General features: G+C 56.8%; 16 protein-coding genes. 6 read left to right on the forward strand and 10 right to left on the reverse strand.

Annotated features, from left to right (window positions below; translation table 11 throughout):
* The first annotated feature begins 120 nt into the window (after positions 1 to 120).
* A complete protein-coding gene (locus tag H7A51_15665; GenBank protein ID MCP5537656.1) occupies positions 121 to 1,659 on the forward strand; it encodes a YifB family Mg chelatase-like AAA ATPase in 1,539 nt (512 codons plus the stop codon).
* Positions 1,660 to 1,665: 6 nt separating this feature from the next.
* On the opposite strand, the gene H7A51_15670 is transcribed toward H7A51_15665, so the two are convergent.
* Positions 1,666 to 1,809, reverse strand: coding sequence for a hypothetical protein (locus H7A51_15670; protein MCP5537657.1), 144 nt, complete (start codon positions 1,807 to 1,809; stop codon positions 1,666 to 1,668).
* A gap of 356 nt (positions 1,810 to 2,165) precedes the next feature.
* On the opposite strand from H7A51_15670, the gene H7A51_15675 reads away from it, so the two are divergent.
* Positions 2,166 to 2,639 (forward strand): Dam family site-specific DNA-(adenine-N6)-methyltransferase, encoded by a 474-nt coding sequence (locus tag H7A51_15675; GenBank protein ID MCP5537658.1) that lies wholly within the window; start codon positions 2,166 to 2,168, stop codon positions 2,637 to 2,639.
* A 64-nt stretch (positions 2,640 to 2,703) separates the two neighbouring features.
* On the opposite strand, the gene H7A51_15680 is transcribed toward H7A51_15675, so the two are convergent.
* The 5 genes from H7A51_15680 to H7A51_15700 all read right to left on the reverse strand — a co-directional run bounded on the left by H7A51_15680 (position 2,704) and on the right by H7A51_15700 (position 8,614).
* A complete protein-coding gene (locus H7A51_15680; protein MCP5537659.1) occupies positions 2,704 to 3,804 on the reverse strand; it encodes a TlpA family protein disulfide reductase in 1,101 nt (366 codons plus the stop codon).
* A 22-nt stretch (positions 3,805 to 3,826) separates the two neighbouring features.
* Complete coding sequence (locus tag H7A51_15685) at positions 3,827 to 4,687, reverse strand: sugar phosphate isomerase/epimerase (protein MCP5537660.1); 861 nt, start codon at positions 4,685 to 4,687, stop codon at positions 3,827 to 3,829.
* Positions 4,688 to 4,796: 109 nt separating this feature from the next.
* Positions 4,797 to 5,840, reverse strand: a complete 1,044-nt coding sequence (locus tag H7A51_15690; GenBank protein ID MCP5537661.1) for a Gfo/Idh/MocA family oxidoreductase — start codon at positions 5,838 to 5,840, stop codon at positions 4,797 to 4,799.
* A gap of 29 nt (positions 5,841 to 5,869) precedes the next feature.
* The gene (locus H7A51_15695) at positions 5,870 to 7,618 is read right to left on the reverse strand and encodes a divalent metal cation transporter (protein ID MCP5537662.1); all 1,749 of its coding nucleotides are present in this window, start codon (positions 7,616 to 7,618) and stop codon (positions 5,870 to 5,872) included.
* A 51-nt stretch (positions 7,619 to 7,669) separates the two neighbouring features.
* On the reverse strand, positions 7,670 to 8,614 hold the full coding sequence (locus tag H7A51_15700) for a DUF1080 domain-containing protein (protein ID MCP5537663.1): 945 nt from the start codon (positions 8,612 to 8,614) through the stop codon (positions 7,670 to 7,672).
* A 132-nt stretch (positions 8,615 to 8,746) separates the two neighbouring features.
* On the opposite strand from H7A51_15700, the gene H7A51_15705 reads away from it, so the two are divergent.
* The gene (locus H7A51_15705; protein MCP5537664.1) at positions 8,747 to 9,907 is read left to right on the forward strand and encodes a substrate-binding domain-containing protein; all 1,161 of its coding nucleotides are present in this window, start codon (positions 8,747 to 8,749) and stop codon (positions 9,905 to 9,907) included.
* A gap of 105 nt (positions 9,908 to 10,012) precedes the next feature.
* Here H7A51_15705 and H7A51_15710 read toward each other — a convergent pair whose 3' ends face one another.
* The 4 genes from H7A51_15710 to H7A51_15725 form a co-directional block, all read right to left on the reverse strand.
* Positions 10,013 to 10,762 (reverse strand): acetylglucosamine-6-sulfatase, encoded by a 750-nt coding sequence (locus H7A51_15710; protein MCP5537665.1) that lies wholly within the window; start codon positions 10,760 to 10,762, stop codon positions 10,013 to 10,015.
* Positions 10,763 to 10,822: 60 nt separating this feature from the next.
* Entirely contained in the window at positions 10,823 to 11,257 is a 435-nt protein-coding gene (locus H7A51_15715) for a hypothetical protein (GenBank protein ID MCP5537666.1), read from the reverse strand.
* 186 nt (positions 11,258 to 11,443) lie between these two features.
* Positions 11,444 to 11,719 (reverse strand): RNA-binding protein, encoded by a 276-nt coding sequence (locus tag H7A51_15720; protein ID MCP5537667.1) that lies wholly within the window; start codon positions 11,717 to 11,719, stop codon positions 11,444 to 11,446.
* 226 nt (positions 11,720 to 11,945) lie between these two features.
* Entirely contained in the window at positions 11,946 to 14,522 is a 2,577-nt protein-coding gene (locus tag H7A51_15725) for a c-type cytochrome (protein ID MCP5537668.1), read from the reverse strand.
* Positions 14,523 to 14,739: 217 nt separating this feature from the next.
* On the opposite strand from H7A51_15725, the gene H7A51_15730 reads away from it, so the two are divergent.
* From H7A51_15730 to H7A51_15740, 3 genes are read left to right on the forward strand one after another with little or no spacing between them, the layout of a single operon-like run.
* Positions 14,740 to 16,422, forward strand: a complete 1,683-nt coding sequence (locus tag H7A51_15730) for a DUF1553 domain-containing protein (GenBank protein ID MCP5537669.1) — start codon at positions 14,740 to 14,742, stop codon at positions 16,420 to 16,422.
* Positions 16,423 to 16,448: 26 nt separating this feature from the next.
* Positions 16,449 to 17,792 carry a DUF1501 domain-containing protein gene (locus tag H7A51_15735; protein ID MCP5537670.1) on the forward strand — a complete coding sequence of 448 codons (1,344 nt, stop codon included), beginning with the start codon at positions 16,449 to 16,451 and terminating at the stop codon, positions 17,790 to 17,792.
* A 13-nt stretch (positions 17,793 to 17,805) separates the two neighbouring features.
* Entirely contained in the window at positions 17,806 to 20,043 is a 2,238-nt protein-coding gene (locus H7A51_15740) for a pre-peptidase C-terminal domain-containing protein (GenBank protein MCP5537671.1), read from the forward strand.
* Positions 20,044 to 20,073: the final 30 nt, after the last annotated feature.

Raw genomic sequence — 20,073 nt, forward strand, 5'->3', positions numbered from 1 at the left:
TGCTGGCGAGCTATTACAATGGTGGCCTGAATTTGGAATTCGACGTTTGAAACGCCCGTGCATGCGCCTGGCGGTGTATTTAGAGCTTTACGGTGGCTTGACCAGTGTTAGCATGAACACATGATTGTCCGTGTGTATTCGTCCGCCTTGCTCGGGGTGGAGGGCATTGAAGTGGAGGTGGAGGTCAGTGCCTTTAATGCCGAGAAACCAGCGATCAATGTGGTCGGCCTGCCCGACGCGGCCGTCCGCGAGAGTTCGCAGCGTGTCACCTCCGCCCTCAGCACATCGGCCCTGAGCTGGGCGAAGGGGGTGAAAACCATCAATCTGGCACCGGCGGATTTAAAAAAAGAGGGCCCCCGATTCGACCTGCCCATTGCCCTGGCGTTGGCAGAAACCGCGGGAGACGACCGCATTCAGGAGCCCGAACGCTACTCGATCGCCGGGGAATTGGCGCTCGACGGCATGGTCCGCCCGATACGGGGTGTGCTGCCGATGGCACTGGCGGCAAAACGGCAAGGCCGGACACGTCTCATTGTTCCTGCGGCAAATGCCGCCGAGGCCGCCATCGTGGATGGCATCAAGGTCTACGGTGTCGAAAACCTTCGCCAAGCCTGGGACTTTATCACGGGCCAGCGGATACTCGCCCCGTTTGAACTCGACCGGAAACAACTCTTCGACACCCGCCGCCACTACGAAGTGGGTTTGGAGGACGTCAAAGGACAGCACCAGGTCAAGCGCGCCCTCGAAGTGGCTGCCGCCGGTGGCCACAATCTGTTGATGGTAGGCCCACCCGGAACCGGTAAGTCCATGATCGCCAAACGCCTGCCCACCATCCTCCCCGATCTGACCGAGGCCGAGGCGATCGACTCCACCAAAGTGCATTCGATTGCCGGTTTGTTAGGAAAGGAAAACGCCCTGCTGGTCACCCGCCCGTTTCGTGCACCCCACCATACCATCTCCGATGTGGGTTTGTTAGGTGGTGGCACCAACCCCGGCCCGGGTGAGGTTTCGCTCGCCCACAACGGGGTGCTTTTTCTCGATGAACTACCCGAGTTTCGAAGGCAGACTCTCGAAGTCATGCGGCAACCTTTGGAGGACGGCAGTGTCACCATTTCCAGAGCCGCAGGAACGCTGACCTTTCCTAGTCGGTTCATGATGGTCGCCGCCATGAATCCCTGTCCCTGCGGCTATTACGGAGATCCCAAACGCGAATGCCGGTGTTCGCCGCCGCAGATAGAAAAATACCGACAACGCATATCCGGTCCTTTGTTAGACAGGATCGACCTCCACGTCGAAGTCCCCCTGGTCGAGTATCGTGAACTGGCATCCGATGAGACGGGGGAAACCTCCGCCGTGGTCCGTGAACGGGTCGAAGCCGCACGGACAAGGCAGCTGGAGCGATTTTCGGCCAACCCAAAGATCACCTGTAACGCGTCCATGCCAAGCAAGGTGATGCGTGAGCACTGCAGGATCGATGCCACCGCCTCCGGCTACCTCGAACACGCGATGACCGAGCTCAATTTCTCCGCGCGCGCCCACGACCGGATTCTCAAAGTTGCCCGCACCCTGGCGGATCTGGCAGCTTGTGAACACATCCAGCCCGAACACATCCTCGAAGCCATCCAATACCGCACCCTGGACCGGAAGCTGATGATGTGAGGCTGGCTAACGTAATGTGATTCCCTCTACAAGAAGGGGCCATTCACTTTCAACTTCCCGGCCAACAATCAGATGATCGATTAATCCTTGTTGACGCGCAGCCTCAGCTTTGTGCACTGTAAAAACTGCACTTTTTTCTTTCTCATACATGTGTATTGGCGGTTGGGAGGAGTATGGCGTAGTAGCACCGAACCGGAATCTAAAGCGCAGAGCCCTCCTGACGTCGGGGTCTGCGCACTCCAGAGCTATGCACGTAACAGGGAAACCAAACCACAATTTGCCCACAACTTTCAGTTACCCCCTGATTAATGATGCAATTGGGTTAGGTAGTTTGAGGTAGGGTAAGTTTGCAACTTGCCGGCATGATATGTGAATCCGTTTTGTATGGGGTGGATTTACGATGGAGGATACAGATAAACCGCACAGGTGTACGAATGAACACATTTTAACTTGATCCCCGGGGTGGTTCCGTGGTTCAATGACGCATGGTGAGGTTTAAGAACAATATGGGCCCTTTTATAAAGTGGGCTGGAGGGAAGCAGAGTATTGCTGACCAGTTGTTAGCTTGTTTTCCCGATGATTTCGACTGTTTTTATGAACCATTTGTAGGAGGTGGCAGTGTGTTTATGGCCACAGAATGGAATAATGCCGTAATTTCCGATGTGAATGGTTGGTTGGTAGACTCTTACAAAGCGATACGTGATGACTGGAGCAGAGTGGCGAGCCTTCTCGATAAGATGCCCAATGAAAAGCCGTTCTTTCTTGAGCTGCGCACTAAGCATCCATCGGATTATCAGGATCATTTTGAAAGAGCTGCGGCATTTATCTATCTCAATAAAACCTGTTTTCGTGGGCTTTTCCGGGTCAACAAAAAGGGCTATTTCAATGTGCCATATGGCGAATACAATCGTCGTTATTACGACCCCGGCAACCTTGAACGGGTTGGTGGATTGCTCAGTGAAGTCGACATCTTGGGATGATGTGGGGGCCGCTGGTAGGCTGGCTGCCTGGTGGGGATATGCCGAGGGCTTGCCGTGGTGGTTGTCAGGGTAAGGAGAGGGCCTTGTTGATGAGTGCCTCCTCCCGGCCCCGGGCTGTGACGGAGATGAGGCGGCCGTCCTTGCCGATGACAAACACGGTGGGGATGCGGGAGACACCGTATTTCACGGCCGACCTGGGCCATTCACCGCTGTAGGTCTGAATCCAATTGTAGCCTTTATTCGAGATGAAATCGGCGACCTTGGTCTTGTTTTGCTCAGGTGTTTCCTTGGAGGAGGGTCGGTCACAGGAGACACCGACGATGAGGACGTCCTGGTCCTTGAATTTTTCTTGAAGCTTCTGGATATGTGGCATGGATGCGATGCAGGGACCGCACCAGGTGGCCCAGAAATCGAGCACAACCACCTTGCCTTTGGTGTCGGCTGGAAACGACAGTTTTTTCCCGTCGAGGGTGGTCATTTCCATTTCAAACACCGGGGCGTGGCCGGCCTGGATCAAGGTTGTCAGTGCGTTTTCAGTGGCGAGGTAGTGCTTGCTGATGGTGGCGCAATACTCGTCGGCCAGAGCCTTCTCTCCAGCTGCGATGGCGAGCTTGGCGGCATAGACCGTGGCCTGGCCGGTAAAGGCCGTGGGCTCCTTGATGGCTGCTCGCGGTGGGAAGAGTGCCACCAGCGCGCGGATGTGCTTCCCGGCATCCACCGGGGCAGAGGTCGGGGTGGGGAAAATATCCATGTTTGCCAGGATGTAGGCGGCACGCACTTTTTCAGGCACAATGAGGTGGCCTTCATAGACGGGGACGTTGACGACATCCGTAGCGATGTTGCGCAGCTGCGTGCGGTTTTCCGGTGTGGGGGCATCGGCGAAAATACGTTCGGCAGCGGGGAGCATGATGCGGCGCACAAGGATTTCCCGCAGCGGCGCGGTGGGTGGCACCTCGGGGTGATCGGCGAGTATCTTGCGCGCTGCAACGAGGATGTCGGTGTTTTTCGTCAACCGCGTTTCCTTGTCGTTAGGCTGGCTCTTGGCGTCTTGGTAGAGTTGCGTGATCGGGGGCTGTGGCAGGTCGATGACCTCGGCATCAGCCGACCAGCCAAGGCTGCCTAACAATGTTAGGATAATCAGAGGGAGGTGAAAAGGCGGTTTCATGGTTTTGGTTGTGATGATTAGGTCACTGGAGGAGCTTTTCAAGAGCCCGTCCATACTGCACGTAGCTGTCGTAGCACTGTTGCCAGTCGGGTTCACTACCGTCGGTGATGTGGAAAACGGTGGCGACGTGGGGTTCGATGGCGATGAAGCCCTGGTAGTCGCGTTTCTTGAGGTCGTCGATGATGGCCGGGACATATGCCTGGCCCTCGCCGGGGAAGACGTATTCGGGTTCCTCGCCGTCGGCTTTCGGGTTGCGGCAGTCCTTGACGTGGATATGGATGACGTGGTCGATGACATCCTGATAGAACTGCCAGGCATCTTGCCAAGGCTGGGGATCGTCCTGTGAGCGGTCGCGTTGGAAAACGGGGTTGCCGGTGTCGAAGATCAGTTTCAGGCCAGGCACCTCCTCGATGAGCCTGAGGGTGTGGCCGCTGGAGAAACCGCCGTAGTTCATGCAGTTCTCGTGCGCCACGGTGATGCCAGCCTCCGAGAAGCGGGAGGTGATCGCACGCAGCCTGCGGAAACGCTCTTGCTCGTGCTGATCCCCGCCCCAGGGCTCCTGGGCGTAGGACATGACCCGCACAATGTTGGTGCCGAGCCTCTGCATCCGCGGGATGCAGCGCTCCACCTCGTCCATCGTGAGTGTGAAATCGCTGTCGATTTTTTTCGACCAACTGCCGATCAGGGAGCCGAACTCGGCGATTTCTATTCCAGCTTCCTGCAACTGCCCGTATGCCCGGTCAAATTCCGTTTCCGTTAGGTCGTGGATGTTTTTTCCGTCGATTCCACGGGCGGAAATATATTTCCAGCCAAGTTCCTGGGTGGCCTTGATCTGGGTGGCGAGGTCGGGGGCTGCTTCGTCGGCAAATCCGGTGAGTTTCATGGAGGTTTATTTTTTGACCGCGAAATACGCTAATTACGCGAAAGTTTTTTGTTGTTAGATTGAACGAGGCAATTGCTGGCTTTTTAGCGTAGTTCGCGTATTTAGCCGGTTACAAAGAGACCCATTCGCCGTTGTTTTTGGCGGATTGGTAGATGGCTTCGATGAGTTCCACGGCCTTGCGGGATTCTGCCGCCGATGTCGATGGTTCGCGGCCTTCCTGGATGGCCTGCACCACTTCCTCGAAGTTGCGCTGGTGCTGGTAGGTGTTGATCGCTGTGGGGTCGTTGGCGCCCAGTCCGGCTTCCTGGCCTTTCATCAGGGTGGCGCGAATTTCGGCGTCTTCTGGTTTCTCCTCACGGAAGTCCCAGGCCTCAAATGCTTCGTCGGCCAGAAAGACAGAGCCGTCGGTTCCGGAAAGCTGGACGCGGGCGGGGTGGCCGTCCTTTGACCAGGTGCAGGTCGAGGCCTCGATGACGCCACGTGCGCCATTTTCAAATTCAATGATGGCCACACAGTGGTCCTCCACCTCGATGCGCTCGTGTGCGAGACAGGCTGTGGTGGCTGTCACCCGTTTGGCAGGACCCGCCAGATAAAGCAGGGCGTCGACGGTGTGGATCGACTGGTTCATCAGGGCGCCACCGCCGTCGAGTGCCCAGGTGCCGCGCCAGCCGGCGGAGTCGTAGTATGCCTGGTCGCGGAACCACTTGATGTAAGCCGAGGCAGAGGCGAGCACGCCGAACCTGCCTTCGTCAGCCGCTTTTTTAAACGCGTCCATACCGGGGTGGAAGCGACGGTTAAGAACAGCGGCGAGGGTTTTTCCGCTCTTTGCCGCGGCATCCATGAGTTGATCGATCCGCTCGGTTGTCACCTCCAACGGTTTTTCCACAATCGCGTGTTTGCCGGCGTTCAATGCTGCCAACGTGGGGTCGAGGTGGGCGCCGCTGGGGGTGCCGACGGTGACGATCTCGAGATCAGTGTCGGCCAGGAACTCAGCCACGTCTGAGTATGCCTTGGCACCAAATTCGTTAGCCAGTGCCTCGGCTCGCTCCTGGTTGAGGTCGAAGACCGAGTGCAGGCTGCCGCCCGCCATGTCTGTGATTGCCTGGGCGTGGAAGCGGCCGATCATGCCGGCGCCGATGATTCCGAATTTCATATGCAAGTGGATTGAGGGTTGGTTAGAGGCTATGCGGCGGGTTTACGGGTCATTTTCCCCCGGGTCACGAGAACGACCGCGATGAAGATGGCGAAGAGGGCGAGGCCGAGCCACCCGAGTTTCGACCACAGTGACCAGAGGCTGCCGATGGTGGCGAAGAGGCAGGAGCCCGCCATCAGGACGTTCCAGACAATGCGGCGTTTACCGGTCGGCATGTCTTTGCCGAGGATGGTTTTGTTGTTCATCATCAGCGCGAAGACGACGTAGGCGATGGGCAGAAGCACCATGGCGAAGACCGAGGTGGGAACGGCGAGCCACATCTGGGCGCTGCCGGTCCAGAAGAACGGCCCGAGGACCCCGACGCAGACCATGAGCGAGCCGATCCGCTGGGTTTTTCCCTTCGCGGGTTTGTTGCGCAGTTCGCAGAAACAGAGGCCGTTGATGAGCATCAGCATCGTTGCCGCGTTGAGTGCCATGGCGAGCACCCCGAATCCAAAGACGTAGTTGGCGACCGAGCGGCCGACGAGGGGCTCGAGGGTGGCGGCGAGGTTGAAGGCGTCGCGCTTGACGAGCATGGCGGCCATGGTGCGCTCCTCAACCGGCAGGGCGGCGGTCTGTGCCTTGATTTGCTCGGGCGTGAGGGCGGCGAACGCCTCCGCGCCGATATCGGCTGCCAGGCGTTGTTTCAGCAGACCTTCGTAGGGGCCGACCATGTTCTTGGCGGGTTGGACCAGGGCGCCGCTGGCGTCTTTTTCACCGAGGAAACCGGGGGCGGGTTTGGCGTGGAACTGGGATGCGGCGGAGATCACCACGCAGGCCGTGGCCAGCATGAAGGGGATGAGCAGGCCGGTGGAGAGGTCGAAGATGGCGAGGCCGCGGAAGTCGCGGTTCCAGCCCTTGCGCAGCATCGAGTAGGGCAGGAGGAAGGTCATGTTGATCCCCACGGCGGTGGCAGCGGCACCGATCATGACGTCGCGCTGCTGGCCGACGATCATGTTCGACCAGAAATCGCGGCCGCTGTCGGTCAGTTGGTTGAGGAAGGGGGAGAAGGTCTCCGCGGGGGAGAAGAGGTTGTCCAGGCTGGGGACGAAGCCGGCGAAAATGGCTCCCCAGTTGATTTCCCCGGCGACGCTGAGGCGGATGACGACACCGAAGAAACAGATGACGATGGAGCCGACCATGAGTTTCATGATGGTCTCAAACACCTTGGTGCCCTTTCCTCCGGAAATATAGATCATCACATTGGTGATGACGAGCGTGAGAACGATGCCCGCGGCGATGAGCTTACCCGCGAAATCCGGCATGGCATCCGGTCCGAGCAGGCCGGGCAGCAGGTTCTGGCGCAGGGCGGCGACGGCGAGGGCATACTGCGGAAGCGACCAGACGAGGTTGGCCATCATCGAGGCCGTAAGCCAGCCCCAGCCGAGGATCGGGCTGATGTGGGAGTTGATCTGGCGGAGCGGGCGGTTGTTGGTGGAGAGGGTGATGTAGGAAATGGCGCTCATCATGACGATGCCGAAGATCATCGCCATCGGCTGGAGCCACATCAGCGCGAAGCCGCCGAGCACGCCGAGGTAGAGCGCGTTGGCGAGCGAGCCGCCGCCGAGGGTGATGGCGCTCTGCAGCCAGCCGGGGCCGGAGAGCCTGGCGTAGGCGAGGAACTTGCTGGCGCCCCCCTTGGCTTCACCATCGAGAATGATCTGGCGGTGGGCTTCGATTTTAGGGTTGACCGACATGTCGGCATTGTCGGGATTCTCTTGAGGTTGTGGGTCGCTCATGGATGTGATTGGTTTACGTTTGGAAAATCGAGGTTGGTATCTGGTGGTCGGCTACTTGTTTACAGCATCTGTTTCCACAATCCATACATTTCTGTAGACGGTGGGATTGCCGTGTTCTTGGAACAAAATGGGGCCGCGGGCCACTTGTTTGCGTTTGGCGCCGGCACCTGTGCCAGACTTCAATTCCACCTTGTTGTGGATCTTAACACCGTTGTGAAAGACGGTCAGGATGGCGTTTTCAACCTTTTTGCCGTCTTTGAACACAGGCGCGGTGAATTCGATGTCGTAGGTTTGCCAGACGAGTGGCGGCAGGCACATATTGACGTCGGCCATTTTGGTTTTGTAGAGGCAGCCGCACCATTGGTTCATGTGGGATTCCAACTTGATGGGGTGTTCGGTAGAGGCGTAATCAAGGGCAAAGGTGTCGAGCACCTGGATCTCATAGTTGTTGAAAATGTAGATCCCGCTGTTGCCTTTGTCCTGGTTACCCGGGTTCCGTTGGGGTTTGAACGGGAGCTTGAATTCGAGATGCATTTTAAACGAGCCCACGTCTTTTTTGGTGGTTCCGCCTGCGTGGAGTATACCATCTTTGACGTTGGTAAATCCTGAGGGCATGACAATTGTCGCATCCGCCGGGGCTTTCTTGCCCATGGTGGGGCTTTGGTACACAACTTTTTCAGCCTTGAGCAAGACGGCCTCGAGATCTTTCTGGCCGAGGACTTTGGAGGTGGCCTTGGATTGATCCCAGCCACGACCCGGAAGCCCGCCCTGATAGGTGGTGATGAGGTAGCTCCCGTTTTTGAGCAAGGTGACTTGGTGGAAGTGTTTGCCGGTGGCAGACCGATACTCGCCAATCCATTTGAACCGGGCATTTTCCTTGGACGCTGCTTCTGCAGATGTCCACGTCGGGGTAACTGCCTTTTTGGAATCTGCTTTTTGGGCCTGGCATGTGCAAGCCATCAACAATGAGAAGAGAACGAGGTGGGATGGTTTCATCGAAATTGGATGGATGGATATTGTGCCCGGATTATGGAGAAATACAGGGAAAAGGCCAATTTTGATGTGCGGATAATGAATTTATAAATTGCGACAGTCGGGGGCTGTCTGTTATGGTGTCCACGCTTAGCTATGGAACGATCTGAGAAAACGATACTATTCATCGCAATCCGCCAAGGCTTCTTTTCCCGTGAGGTTCTTCGGGGTGTGCTATCGATGATGCAGGCAGGGGATGGTTATGAGGTGTGGGTGGTTCCTGTGATTCACGAAAAACGACATTTGGAAGCCTGTTTGCGGAGCAGGAACGTGCAGGGGGCTATCACGCGTGGGTTGGATGGTAGCCTGATCAATGTGTTGCGCGACCAGGGAATTCCCGTGGTTTCGATCCGCGGACACAAGAGCAGGAGCGGTGATGAGGAAATCGACCTTCACGTTGATGACGAAGCGATTGGAGGCAAGGCCGGGGTCGAGTTTGAACGACTAAACCTCGATTACTGGGGGTTTGTGCATTGGCAGGGTGTCGCGTGGTCGGAGGCGCGTAAAAATTCATTCCAGGCCTATTCCAATTACAGGGGGGCACGTCTGTCGATCGTCTCACTGACGGAAGATGAACGGTATTCGTGGGACAGCGTGTTGAAGATTCAGTTGTGGTTAGAGAAAATACCCAAGCCGTGCGGGGTGCTTGCGTGTAATGACGAGGCGGGTGTGGATGTATTACATGCATGTAAACTGGCGGGCCTCAGCGTGCCTGATGAGGTGGCGGTGATCGGTGTCGACAACGACCGCTTGCTCTGTGAATCGACCGTTCCCACACTGAGCAGTATCGACCTGCATGCCGCCGATGTAGGGAAGGCTGCTGCTGGAAGATTATTAAATATGTTGGATGTGGATTGTGATTTGGAAAACAAAGCACATCTGGGGCAGTCGTCGATGGTGGTGCGTGAGTCGAGCCACGAGATCGACCGCTACCTGCTGGTTTACCAAAAGGCCCTTGATTACATTGGCTCCCAGGCCTTGGCGGGGCCTTCGGTGACCAAGGTGGCCGATAGCTGTGGGGTCTCACGGCGCGGTCTGGAGCGGGCATTTGAAAAACACTCGGGACGCAGCCCCGCCGAGGTCATCAGGGAGCAACGCTTGGAGAGTATCATCAGACTGCTGAAGAACCAGACATTGAATCTAACGAATCTGGCCGAACAGGCGGGCTTCTCGGACGCGGCCGGGCTATCGAATTTCATCAAACGGATGACCGGCCAGGCCCCCGGGATGTTTCGGCAACTGAAAAAACAGAAGTGACCGAGCGCCTTGGCTGATGTCGGTATCCATCCGGGTGTCCGCCCCAAATAGGAAGGAGCGAGGGGCAAGGAGCCGGGTCAAGGGGCAAGATGGCGGAGTGTGGGCTTATTCGCCGAGGAGTTCCTTGAGTTTGGGCTCCATGGTTTTTGCCCAGATCCGGTATCCGTGCTCGCGCGGGTGAAGGCGGTCAGGCATGATTTCCTGGGTGAGGATGCCGTCTTTGGTGAGGAAGGCCGGAGCCAGGTCGAGGTAGTGGACCAGCTTGCCGTCGGCGTATGTTTTGATGATGTCATTGATCCGGGTGTTGAGCACGCGCATCTTGTGATCCGGTTTTTCACCACGCGGAAAAATGGCGAGCAGGAGAACCTTGGTCTCCGGGCTGTGTTGGTGGAGCTTGGTAATGATCGCCTTGATGCCATCAGCCGTTTCCTCGGCCTTCTGCATGGCTTGGCCTGTGTTGTTTGTGCCGATCATGATGACGGCGACCTTGGGTTTGAAATGGGCAAGCTCGCCGTTGTCGAAGCGCCAGAGCACGTGCTGGGTGCGGTCGCCTGAGAAGCCGATGTTGAATGCATTGCGTTTGGCGTAGTATTCCTCCCACACTTTTTTTCCATGGCTCTCCCAGCCGTGGGTGATGGAGTCGCCGATGAATAGCAGGTCGCACTTGGCGCCCTTGGCGGCGGCGACTTTTTGGGTGTGCCGTTGTTTCCACCAGGCGGCATTCAATTTGTGCGTCGGGGTGTTTGCGGTGTGGCGGGCCTTGGCTGGCGCCTCGTCGGGGATGGCAGGTGCAGCAGGCGATTGCGCGAAGATCGGAGTGACCAGCAGGGCGGATAGGATCGTGGTTTTGAACATGGGAATATGACAAACGATTTTCCTGGAATTGCCAGCGCTAAATTGCCAGCGGCGGCCAGCCTATGCGGTCAAGCCGGGAAGTTGCCCGTCCCGGGTGATGGAAACAGGCGGCTGTTTGGGCCGGAATGGCGCATCGAGTGTTTCCATCAGCGGAAATAACTCGGCGAAGTCCTCAAGTGTGTCGGAGTCCTGTTTGCCGAACACCCCTTCATCGATCAGCTGGAAAACGATTGTTCCTATGTCGGTGCACGAGTTGATGCCCCACTCAGACATCATGGTACTCGCCATTGGGCCGAATTCCTGGATCGCGAGATCGCGGAAGCCGATGAGCAGCTCGCTGGCGGCTACGTGGCGGTGTTCGCCGTCATTGCTTTCCATCACCCGCTTGACGGTGAAATCCAGGGCATCCTTGAGAAAATAATACGCCCCCACATCAAACCGCGGATCACGCGTGATGACGGCCTGGACGGCATCCATAAACTGAGTCGGCTGCATGGATTCAGTTTGAGATTTACCACAGCGACTGTCAAGTCGCGGGGGTGGTTGAAAATCGATGCTCTTCATCGGTCCGACCACCAGTGGACAGGTACTCCTTGCCCCGATAAAAAAGCCCCCTCCGCTTGGGCGTATTGCCGTCAGCAGGAGGGGGCTTCGTGAAAGGTATTTATCGATTGAGAGAAATTACCACTTGTTATTATCACGTCTTGGGCGCTCTTCGCGTGGACGGGCTTCGTTCACGGTGAGGTTTCTTCCATCGAGTTCAGTGCCGTTAAGGCCTTCGATGGCTTTTGCGCCATCGGCGTCATTGGCCATTTCCACGAATCCGAATCCTTTGGAGCGACCGGTGTCTCTGTCTTGAATGATCTTGGCACTGGAGACAGCACCGTATTCAGCAAATACTTGCTGAAGATCGTTATCGCTGAGATTATAAGACAGGTTTCCTACGTATATGTTCATTTGCTTTTCTTGTAAGTGCGATGTTCTACTGAAACTAAAGACTGGCCATGCGCACGAACAAATCGATAGGTTCTTGCCATTGTTGGCAAGGATGACCACTTCGGTAACTTCATCGTTACTCCACTGATCGGGACACCCAATAACCTATTTTCATTTTCTTGCAAGCAAAATCTCAATGGCTGAATTCAAATTGTTGTACGCTTCAAAACGGGCTGGATAGGCGGATTTACTTGAGGGAGTGGAGGTAGGTCACCAGATCGGCAAATTGTTTGAGCGACAACTCGTTGGCGAGGCCCGGGCCCATGAGGGTGGATGTTTGTTTGGTGATGCTCTTGACGTCCGGGGTTTTCAGCGTGGTGGAGATCCCCGCGATGTTGTTGACCACGACCTTTGTGCTGTCCTTGGAAACAAGTGTGCCCTGGTGGGTGGTGCCATCGTTGAGGGTCACGGTGACCCACGAATCGGAGATGGTGGCATCTGGCTTCAAGATGGCCTCTGCGATCTGTTCCTTGCTCAAACGGGACCCCATGTGGTTGAAGTCGGGACCTTTGACCGGGTCCCCTGGATTGATATTGTGGCAGGCGGCACAGGCGAGTCCCTTCAGCACTTTTTTCCCCGCCTTGGGGTTACCCTTGATTTTTTCGAGTGAAAGCATGACGTCCTCGATCGAGGTCTTTTCAATCTGCCCTTTGTTCTTATTAGCGCCCGCCGTATTGGAATCCTGAATGGTACCAATGCCCTCGATGTTCATACGATGTTTGTTAGCCACCGAGGCTAGGAACTCCTTGCCTGGGGCATTCGCATTCTCAAACTCAGAGCGGAAGACTTTTTCAATCTTATCCGACTCGGACCACCTGGCCAGCACGTAGAACGGGCCGCGCGTGTCGGGTCGGGTGCTCCACCACCATGAGCCGTCATAATCAGCCTCTTGCTGATAGAGTCGGGCGAGCGCGGTGAAGATTTTCTTCTTCAGCGCGGGGCTTTGGGTGCTGCTGAGTTTGGCAATGAGCCCGTCAACCGCCCTGGGGTTGTGCATCCAGCGCAGGGCCCAGAGAGCACCATCCTGGCTGGGGCCGTCAATGGCGGCCAGGCAAGCGTCCGTGGCGTTGAGCTTGATGAGCGATCTAACAGCCACATGCGGCAGCACGACGTCCGAGTGTGGGGTTGCATGGGGTCCGCCTTGATGCCCTTTCTGCGTGGATGCCTTCATCGGTGCCGGCGGGATGGCCACGGCGAGCAAGGCGGGGGCCGTTTCCACTTTACCGATACGGCCCAGACCAACGGCAGCAGCGACCTGCACACGCGGGTCTGCGTCCTTCAGGCCTGCCAGGAACGGCTCCACGGGGGTTTGGACTGCGATGGGTATTCTGTCGGCCAGCGCGCGCAGCGCAAACTCACGCATGTCCTTGTCCCGGGTGAGTTCGTTGAGTCCGCCGCTGGCCTGCCCGCCGAGCAGCTGGGCGTAGGTAAAGAGGGCTGCGACACGTGACTCCTTCGATTGGGAGCGGTCTTTGGCAACGGCGAGAACAGCCGCTTGGTTGCGGCCACTGCTGTCCTTGCGATGGAGCAACTCCTGCTGGACGTGGAGCCGTGCGGTGGCGCTTTTTGACGTCAGGCCCTTGACCAGGGCCTCGTCCGACAGCTCCCGGAGCTTGGGAAAAGGGAGGTATTTCCAGTCCTTGGGCACCACGCGCTCAATGTAGCCTTTGCCGGGGTTGCCGCTGTAGCCGGCACCCTCCCAGGCCGAGAGGTACATGCGGCCCGAGCCATCGACATCGACATCGGTGAACTGGGAAACCGAGATGTAGTTTTCCTGTTGTTGCGTAAAGGATGGTCCGTCCGGGGTGAGGCGATGGATGAACAGCTGGTTACGCCCCCAGTCGCCCATGAGTGGCACGTTGTTGTATTGTTCCGGCCAGCCGGGTTCTTGGAAAAACAGGGAGCCCGTCCCGGAGCCGCCGCCGACATCGACGAGTGCCGGGATGATTTCATCGGTGAAGTTTTTAAATAGGACAGGGTAGCCGTATTCGCCCGATTGGATTTGGTGGATGAAACGCACATTCCAGCCGCCGCCGTCGTTGGTGTTGCCACGGGTGAAGATATTCATAAACGGGTCAATCGCCACATCGTAGATATTGCGCAGCCCGTGGGTGTAGACCTCCATCTCCGTGCCGTCGGGGCGTACCCGGAGAATACCGCCACCCAGCATGGTGAGCCGGGTTCCGTCCGTGCCCTCGGCATCCACGAACCCAAAGTCACCCACGGCGATGTAGATCCAGCCATCAATTCCCATCCTGATGCCGTTTGTGGTGTGGTCCGCCCCGCGCTGCTGGTTGTGTAACAGTGTTGATACGTTTTTGATCAGATGCCGGGGTGGTCCGTCCGCCTTGCCATCCTGGTCGGTGTCTGTCAGCAAACTGAGATACATACCGGTCATGACCCCCTTGTCCCTGGGGATCTCTGTGTGCAGAACGTAGAGCTGGTCACCGACGCTGATGAGTCCACGCGGGTTGTCGATTTCCGCAAAGACCGTGTGCTGGTCGGCGACCCCATCATGATCGGTATCCCTGAGCCGGATGATCCTTCCTTTTCCAGGGCCTTTACCCAGTGAACCCAGCAGGTCGACACCTACAAAGACGTCGCCATTCGGCGCAGCGCAGAGACAGGCAGGACAAGGGGTAAGGTCATTTCCCGAAAAACGGGTTGAGCTGAGTTCCATGGGTGCCTTGGCAGCCGCCACGCCAGTAGCGACCGTGAATAAACCGAGCATGCCGAGGCGCCGTAGTATGTGTGATGATTTCATGGGTGGATGGTTTCCAGAGCTGATCCCAGGCCTGGTCTGATACGATGATCTCTCAGGGCAGGATGAAAAAAGAATGCATACAGGTCAAGGCGACTCATTCTTTCATTCTTTCAGTTCCGTGTGGTCAGTGGGCTATATCATGAATTTTTTTTATTTATTTGAAACTTTCCGGCCGCATTTGCGTTTACAACTACGGAGGAAATGCTTCCACGGGGTAATGATCATCTCGGATAGTCTGGGGTTTTGCCGACAGTCCACCGGACTGCCCGTGGTGACTGTTATCCTGACACTTGCCTTGGGTAGCCTGGGTGCGGAAACAATAGAAAAAAAGACAGAAAAAAACGACGGCCAGGCCAAAGCGGTGGTGGCAAAGCCGCAAGTCCCGCCTGCGGCTCCGTTGGTCGTCCCATACGAAAGTGATCAGGCGCCTGTTCCTGCCACCCGCATCGACCAACTCGTTCAATCCGTTCTTAAAAAACAGGGGATCACCCCGGCCCGGACATGTTCCGACGAGGTGTTTATCCGCCGCGTTTTCCTGGATGTCATCGGCACACTGCCGAAGCAAAGGGAGGTGGTCTATTTCATCAATAGCAATGACCCCGGCAAACGTGCAAAACTCATCGATGTGTTGATGGCCCGCGACGAGTTCACCGATTACTGGACGTTGAAGTGGTGTGACTTGCTGCGGGTGAAATCCGAGTTTCCCGTGAACCTGTGGCCCAACGGTGTGCAAGCATACCATCGCTGGATTCGGGATGCGGTGAAGGAGAACCGGCCGTATGATGTTTTTGCCCGACAACTCCTCACATCAAGTGGCAGCAACTTCCGCGAGCCAGCGGTCAATTTCTACCGGGCGGTGCAGGGAACCGATCCCGAGGCCATTGGCGAGATGGTCGCCCTTACCTTCATGGGCGTGAGAACCGAGCACTGGTCGGAAAACACCCGCAAGGAGTTCGGCACCTTTTTCTCACGGGTGGCCTATAAAAAAACGGTCGAGTGGAAAGAGGAGATCGTTTACCTCGACCCCGAAGCCAACACGCCTTTGAACGCTGTCTTCCCGGACCGGAAAAAAATCACCATCCCCGCTGGTGATGACCCCCGGGTGGCGTTTGCCGACTGGTTGATCACCCCGGAGAACCCCTGGTTCACCCAGAGTATCTCCAACCGTGTCTGGTACTGGCTGATGGGGCGCGGCATCATCCATGAGCCGGATGATGTCCGACCTAACAATCCTGTATCCAATCCCGGGTTGCTCACGTATTTGCAAGGCGAGTTAGTGAAGTCCAATTATGACTTGAAGCATCTGTTCCGACTGATCCTCAACTCGCAAACCTACCAGCAGTCGTGCATCCCACGAAGCAAGCACCCATACGCGGCGGCCTATTTTGGCCATTACCATATGCGTCGTCTCGATGCCGAAGTCCTGGTGGATGCGCTCAACGGTTTTGGTAACACCACAGAGAAATACTGGAGCCCCATACCTGAGCCGTTTACCTTCATCCCGGAAGACAAGCGGACCATCACCCTTTCCGACGGTAGTATCACCAGCCAGTTTTTGGAGATGTTTGGTCGGCCCAGCAGGGACAAAGGCTATGAATCCGAGCGCGAGACCAATCCCACGGAATTCCAACGCCTCTACATGCTGAACTCCACCGAGATCCACGCAAGGATCTACAAAAGCCCGGTGCTCAAGCAAATCCTGGCGCAAACAAGAAATGACAAACCGGCAACCGTCCGCATGGTTTATCTCAGTATCCTATCCCGGAGACCCACCCCACAGGAGGCTGCCGTTGCTCTCAAGTATTTCAACGGGCCGGGAAAAAAATCCGGCTCGACGGGGGCGGTGTATGACCTCGCATGGGCACTCCTGAATACCAAGGAGTTTCTCTACAAACACTAAACCCTAACAACAGAAACAGCACCGCCATGAATGACCCCGACCATCCTGTAAACCTATCACGGCGCCATGTCTTGAAAACCGGTGCGGCGGCTGCGCTGGGAATACCATTCCTGAATTCGGTCAATTTCAGCCATGCAGCCGGGGATGAATCCAGGTCTAACACATTCACTCCCGGCCAGGCGAAAGCGGTGATCGAAATCTGGATGTGGGGTGGCCCGTCCCACCTCGATACCTTTGACCCCAAGCCCGGCGCCGGGCCGGACTACTGCGGCCCCTATAACGAGGTGGTTAAGACCGTGGCGGACGGAATGGTGATCAACTCCAAACTGCCCCTCATGGCCAAACAGGCTGACAAGTTCTCGCTGATCCGCAGTATGACGCACGGTGTGAATGCGCACGAGACAGCCTCCTATCTGATGCAAACAGGGCGCTCGCCGGGTGACGGGCAGGTCTATCCATGTATCGGCTCGGTGGTGTCCAAGTTCAAAGGATATGACGCGGGATACAAAGGCCTGTTGCCACCCTACATCGTGCTTACCCAACCGCATGGACGTTTTTCAGAGGAAGGGTTTCTAGGGCCGAAATACAAACCCTTTGCAACGGGCGGGGACCCGAGCAGGAACCCCTTTACCGTGCAGGGGGTCATTGCCCAGGGGATTACGGATGCCCGACAGCAAAGTCGCCGCGACCTGCTGCACTCGCTCGACACCCTCGGTAAAGCCAATACTAACACCAGGGATTTCAAGAAGCTCGACGAGTGCGAGGAAAAAGCCTACTCGATGATCCTCGGAGATGCACGCAAGGTGTTTGATCTATCCAGCGAGCCAGCCGCGCTGCGCGATAAATACGGTCGGAATAGCTTCGGTCAGTCCTGCCTGATGGCCCGCAAGTTGGTAGAGAATGGTGTCAAATACATCACCCTCAACTACAAAGGCTGGGACACCCACAAGATGCATTTCAACCTGATGAACCAGAAGCTGCCCCAGATGGACCAGGCGATTGCGACGCTCTTTGAAGACCTCGCCGGGCGTGGATTGCTCGATAGCACCATCGTCTGGTGCTCGGGCGAGTTTGGCCGGACACCCAAAGTCCTCTGGAACGAGCCCTGGAAAGGTGGCCGTGGTCACTTCGGCGCCTGTTTCTCCTCGCTGGTCGGCGGGGGTGGCTTTGTCGGCGGTCACGTTGTCGGGGCCTCGGATGAAAAAGGGATGGAGGTGGCGGACCGTCCTGTCTACCCCCAGGATTTCCTCGGAAGTATTTACGAAAAACTCGGTATCAACCCCGAGGGCACTCTGCCCAATGGTCGTGGAGAGCACGTCCCGATCACGATCCCCACCCAAGGGAAAGGTCGCCTGAAGGAAATCATGTAACCATCCACAGATCATGAGGGTTTTCCCGATCACAGCACTTCTTCTGGCGGTTTGCCTAACAGCTAACGCGGAGCCCGGGCAATCCGCGTCCCACGTTGCCTATGTCTACCCCGCAGGTGCCCAGCAGGGAGCTACCATCGAGGTCACCGCAGCGGGTCGTGGCCTCAGGGGCGTCAAGGAGGTGTTTGTCACCGGGGACGGGGTGAAGGCGACCTACGTGCTCAGTTTTTCCAACTATAAAAAAACCTACGCCGATTACTTGAAACAACTGCAGCGGGACATCAGGCGGAAGGAGGGAACGGCTCGTCGAAAGGGCAATAAAAAACCGGATCAAAAAAAGAAGAAAAACCAGGGTCCGGAGGTGGTTGTCCCGCCGGATCACCCCATTTTCCGTGATCTGAAAAAATGCACTTTCGAGCAGCTCGGCGCTCTTCTCCGAAGGCACTACAAGGAAAGCCAGCAACAGAACCGCGAGCTCGAGGAACTCTGTCTGATCCGGGTGACTGTGTCCCCGGACGCCGCGCCGGGGATGCGGGAAATGAGGCTCCTAACAGGAAACGGCATCAGCAACCCGATGCGCTTTTATATCGGGGAAAAACCCGAAGCCTTGGAAGTCGAGCCTAACGATACGGCAGCTATCAACCAAACACTGGCTCCACCCTTCGTCATCAACGGGCAGATCACGGCTGGTGATATCGACCGGTTTAAGTTCAACGCCAAAGCCGGTCAACAACTGCTCATCCAGGGGCACGCGCGTGCCATTATCCCCTACATCGCAGACGCCGTTCCCGGCTGGTTTCAGGCGACGCTTACCCTCTATGACGAGTCGGGAAAAGAAGTGGCCTATGCAGACGACTACCGTTTTAGCCCGGACCCCGTGCTGTTTTATAAAATCCCCAAGGACGCATGTTACACCGTCGAAATACGCGATTCCATCTACCGTGGGCGTGAGGACTTTGTCTATCGTATCGCTGTCGGCGAGGATCCGTTTATCACCAGCATTTTCCCTTTAGGTGGCAGCCATGGGCATAGAACCAGGGTCACCCTGTCGGGATGGAACCTTCCCACCCGACAAGCCGAGCTCGATGTCGCTCAGGACCCCGGGACCATTCAGCAATTCTCCCTCGCACACTCCAACCAGATCCCCTACGCCGTGGGTGATCTTCCCGAGGAGTTTGAAACACCTGGCAACGACTCGGTTTCCACGGCGCAATCCATTTCCGCGCACACCATTGTCAACGGCAGGATTGAGAGTCCGGGTGATAAGGATGTGTATCGGTTCAAAGGCCGGGCCGGCGACCAGGTTATCGTTGAGATCCATGCACGCCGACTCCACTCCCCCATGGACTCCATGCTTCGCCTCACCGATGCCAAGGGCAAGGTCATCGCGTGGAATGATGACGCCGGGCAGCTTAACGTGGGTATGCTGACCCACCACGCCGATTCAAAACTGAGTGCCCACTTGCCCAAGGAAGGAAACTACTACATCCACGTTTCCGATACCCAGAACCAGGGCGGGCAGGAATACGGATACCGGTTGCGCGTCAGCAGGCCGCGACCCGATTTTTCAGTCAGCGCCACGCCGTCGAGCATCACTGTTAGGCAGGCTTGCACCGTTCCTATCAACGTGCATGTGGTTCGAAAAGACGGGTTTGATGGAGATATCGACATCATTCTCAAGGATGCCCCCAAGGGGTTCAGGCTGGCGGGCGCAACCATCCCATCGGGCTGTGACCAGATGACGATGACCCTCACCGCCCCCACGGGAGTGAAGAACACCCTTTTCCATGTGCGGCTTCAGGCCCGGGCCAAAGTGGGGCGCCAGACGGTAACCCGGTCGGTTGTGCCATGCGAGGGTATGACCCAGGCCTTTATCACCGAGCACATCATGCCCTCGGAGCAAACCACGGTCTTCGTCTCAGGATGGGGCGAGGCGCCAGAGGTGATTCTATCGAAAAATGCCAAGGTGAGTATCCGGCCGGGTGGCTCGACAAAGCTGCGTATTAAAAAAACCAAATCCGACGGCAGTCTGGTGATGAAACTCTATCAGGCGCCCGATGGAATCACGCTCGAACAAAACAGGTCGGGTAAAAACGCACTCAGCGTATCCCTGAAAGCCAGCGAGAAAATGAAACCCGGAACCGCGGGAAACCTGATGATCGAGGTGTTCAGGGAATTTAACAAGAAGGGGAAAAACACACGCCTGCAATCGATCGGTGTCATGCCTGCATTCCCGTTTATCATCGAGTGACCTTCGACTGAAATTTTTCTCTTCCCGGCG

Source organism: Akkermansiaceae bacterium, assembly GCA_024233115.1.
Lineage (GTDB): Bacteria > Verrucomicrobiota > Verrucomicrobiia > Verrucomicrobiales > Akkermansiaceae > Oceaniferula.

Coding starts and splice junctions, on each gene's coding strand:
- H7A51_15715 (MCP5537666.1), bottom strand. CDS start 11,257: ATGCAGCCGACTCAGTTTATGGATGCCGTCCAGGCCGTCATCACGCGT.
- H7A51_15730 (MCP5537669.1), top strand. CDS start 14,740: ATGATCATCTCGGATAGTCTGGGGTTTTGCCGACAGTCCACCGGACTG.
- H7A51_15725 (MCP5537668.1), bottom strand. CDS start 14,522: ATGAAATCATCACACATACTACGGCGCCTCGGCATGCTCGGTTTATTC.
- H7A51_15700 (MCP5537663.1), bottom strand. CDS start 8,614: ATGAAACCATCCCACCTCGTTCTCTTCTCATTGTTGATGGCTTGCACA.
- H7A51_15705 (MCP5537664.1), top strand. CDS start 8,747: ATGGAACGATCTGAGAAAACGATACTATTCATCGCAATCCGCCAAGGC.
- H7A51_15735 (MCP5537670.1), top strand. CDS start 16,449: ATGAATGACCCCGACCATCCTGTAAACCTATCACGGCGCCATGTCTTG.
- H7A51_15710 (MCP5537665.1), bottom strand. CDS start 10,762: ATGTTCAAAACCACGATCCTATCCGCCCTGCTGGTCACTCCGATCTTC.
- H7A51_15670 (MCP5537657.1), bottom strand. CDS start 1,809: ATGTATGAGAAAGAAAAAAGTGCAGTTTTTACAGTGCACAAAGCTGAG.
- H7A51_15685 (MCP5537660.1), bottom strand. CDS start 4,687: ATGAAACTCACCGGATTTGCCGACGAAGCAGCCCCCGACCTCGCCACC.
- H7A51_15680 (MCP5537659.1), bottom strand. CDS start 3,804: ATGAAACCGCCTTTTCACCTCCCTCTGATTATCCTAACATTGTTAGGC.
- H7A51_15695 (MCP5537662.1), bottom strand. CDS start 7,618: ATGAGCGACCCACAACCTCAAGAGAATCCCGACAATGCCGACATGTCG.
- H7A51_15690 (MCP5537661.1), bottom strand. CDS start 5,840: ATGAAATTCGGAATCATCGGCGCCGGCATGATCGGCCGCTTCCACGCC.
- H7A51_15740 (MCP5537671.1), top strand. CDS start 17,806: ATGAGGGTTTTCCCGATCACAGCACTTCTTCTGGCGGTTTGCCTAACA.
- H7A51_15665 (MCP5537656.1), top strand. CDS start 121: ATGATTGTCCGTGTGTATTCGTCCGCCTTGCTCGGGGTGGAGGGCATT.
- H7A51_15675 (MCP5537658.1), top strand. CDS start 2,166: ATGGGCCCTTTTATAAAGTGGGCTGGAGGGAAGCAGAGTATTGCTGAC.
- H7A51_15720 (MCP5537667.1), bottom strand. CDS start 11,719: ATGAACATATACGTAGGAAACCTGTCTTATAATCTCAGCGATAACGAT.